At 36.0% G+C, this 2,186-nt stretch carries 2 protein-coding genes and 1 pseudogene; 1 reads left to right on the forward strand and 2 read right to left on the reverse strand.

Annotation, left to right across the window (positions count from 1 at the left end; all coding sequences use genetic code 11):
• Positions 1–143: 143 nt before the first annotated feature.
• Positions 144–485 (reverse strand): annotated as a pseudogene (locus tag OKC24_RS19540) (diacylglycerol kinase).
• 102 nt (positions 486–587) lie between these two features.
• Between OKC24_RS19540 and OKC24_RS19545 the strand changes: the two are divergent.
• Positions 588–1,289, forward strand: a complete 702-nt coding sequence (locus OKC24_RS19545; protein ID WP_004761016.1) for a VIT1/CCC1 transporter family protein — start codon at positions 588–590, stop codon at positions 1,287–1,289.
• 154 nt (positions 1,290–1,443) lie between these two features.
• On the opposite strand, the gene OKC24_RS19550 is transcribed toward OKC24_RS19545, so the two are convergent.
• On the reverse strand, positions 1,444–1,956 hold the full coding sequence (locus OKC24_RS19550) for a cytochrome b (protein ID WP_004761014.1): 513 nt from the start codon (positions 1,954–1,956) through the stop codon (positions 1,444–1,446).
• Positions 1,957–2,186: the final 230 nt, after the last annotated feature.

The following is a 2,186-nucleotide window of genomic DNA, read 5'->3' on the forward strand; positions in this document are numbered from 1 at the left end:
AATAAGATATTTAGCTTATCATGTCAGCCTATTTGCAACAGTGCCAGCCTAAGCATTATTTTGGTTCTGCTTGCTGCGCTAATCTATGCAGAAGTCTATCAATTTCCATTGTTGGCTTAAGTAAAATCAACTTTTAAGATCTTTTAGTGGACAAGTAAAATAATTGACCAAATAATAAAAATAATGAGAAGTGCTGAAAATTGTGCCGCACTTCTCATATCTTTTGCCTTTTTGGAATGCATGTTTTTCAAGCGAAATACGATCTAAAACAGCTTCAATCGCAGAATTGAATAATTCCACAATTACAGCCAGTAAACAGACAGCCACCATCAGTGCCCGTTCTATAGAAGAAACAGCAATAAAAAAGCTCATAGGAATTAGAATAAGATCAATTAATACGATTTGACGAAAAGCTGCCTATTTTTAGACGCTGTTTTAGATCCTAAAAATGAATAGCCAGTGGCTACTAGAATCCGTTTTAAAATTTTTTTGCCTTTTAATCACGGTTTTTGAAATTAGCCAATAATAATCTCTACAGATGAAATAAATTTATTATAATCATCCTGATAACAAAAAGGATATACCTTGTGCGCCATTCTTATCATATTGAAAAACATTACATCGAACGTGCGGGATGGTTGCGTGCAGCTGTGCTGGGGGCAAATGACGGGATTATTTCAGTCACAAGTCTCGTGGTGGGAATCGCAGCCAGTGGAGCATCTACCCATACTGTACTGGTGACCTGTATCGCCGGATTAATATCTGGAGCTGCATCGATGGCTGCAGGTGAATACATCTCCGTTAAATCGCAACAAGACATTGAAAAGAATGATCTGCAGATGGAAGAACGTGAACTGCAACGCCATCCTGAACATGAATTAAATGAGCTAAAAAATATTTACATACAGCGTGGATTACAACCCGCTTTAGCGCAAGAAGTCGCGCAACAACTGACTGCACACAATGCTTTAGATGCACATGCGCGTGATGAAATTGGTATTTCAGATCATACTTCTGCCCAGCCGTTTCGTGCTGCCTTCTCTTCAGCCATTGCATTTACTGTAGGCTCATTATTTCCTTTAATTTCAATTATGCTTCTGCCTGAGCGATACTTAGAGAAAGGCGTCATGCTGATTGGGGTATTAAGTCTCGGAATTATGGGTGCCTTGGCCAGTTATGCGGGCGGCGCCAGTATTTGGAGAGGTTCGATTCGGGTAATGATTTGGGGTATTATTGCCATGTTATTCAGTGCTTGGATTGGATCATTATTTAATGTTGCGGTGGCATAAGATCCTTTTTTGTATAATCCAAATATTCCCACTCCATGAGGAGTATAGATAATAAGTCTATAGAAATACCTGACCTATCTGACATGCTTTATATCAATAAAGCATGTTGTTCTAGGTGAACAATATGCCTATTTTCTATAGTTATAGATCTAAATCATTTCATTTTTTTAAAAAGCATACTTTTTAATACATTATCTTTGAAAATAAAATGGTGGATTAATGCAGCACAAGCATGTAAACCTACGACTGTAATAAAGAAGTTACCTAAAAATTGATGCATCTGACCAATATATTTAACCTCTCTAACACTGCTCAAAAGTGGCAAATTTAAAGAGAATACTTGGAAGTTATCAGTGAAACTCGATAATGCAAGCCAGCCCGCTATTGGAACGACACATAAACTTACGTAAAGCGTAAATCTGACAATTTTAAATAATTTTATTTGATACGGATTAATGATCTCATTTTGAGGAATACTTCTTTTATAGAGAAAAACAACACTCAACCGCACGAAAAATAGAATAAATATTGAAATTCCACCTATAACATGAATCTGGCCCTGCAAACCTGTTCTTGTTGGATCTCCACTCGTCAAATATACAATTACAACTAAAACAAAGGTAATCCAGTGCATTATTATCATAGGTTTAGGATAATTATTGTTCATATTTTTTTCCTGAATTTTAAATATTTATATAAAACTGAACCGATGAAAAAAGAATAGATAAAATTTATCTAGTAAAGTAGTCGTAGCCCAAGTTGGCTGCAGATCATCTCCCAACTTGAAGATCTTTTGTAATTTCAACATACCTCATTTCTAGCCTATACATGGTACTACTATAATCTTAAAAAGGCACTGTTGCAAATAGAGATTTGAGTCGATGATGTTCCCTTTAA

The organism is Acinetobacter entericus (genome assembly GCF_026168575.1).
GTDB lineage: Bacteria > Pseudomonadota > Gammaproteobacteria > Pseudomonadales > Moraxellaceae > Acinetobacter > Acinetobacter bouvetii.

What these genes read in the sequence shown, in the direction of transcription:
- OKC24_RS19550 (WP_004761014.1), bottom strand. Translation starts at nt 1,956, where the DNA reads ATGAACAATAATTATCCTAAACCTATGATAATAATGCACTGGATTACC.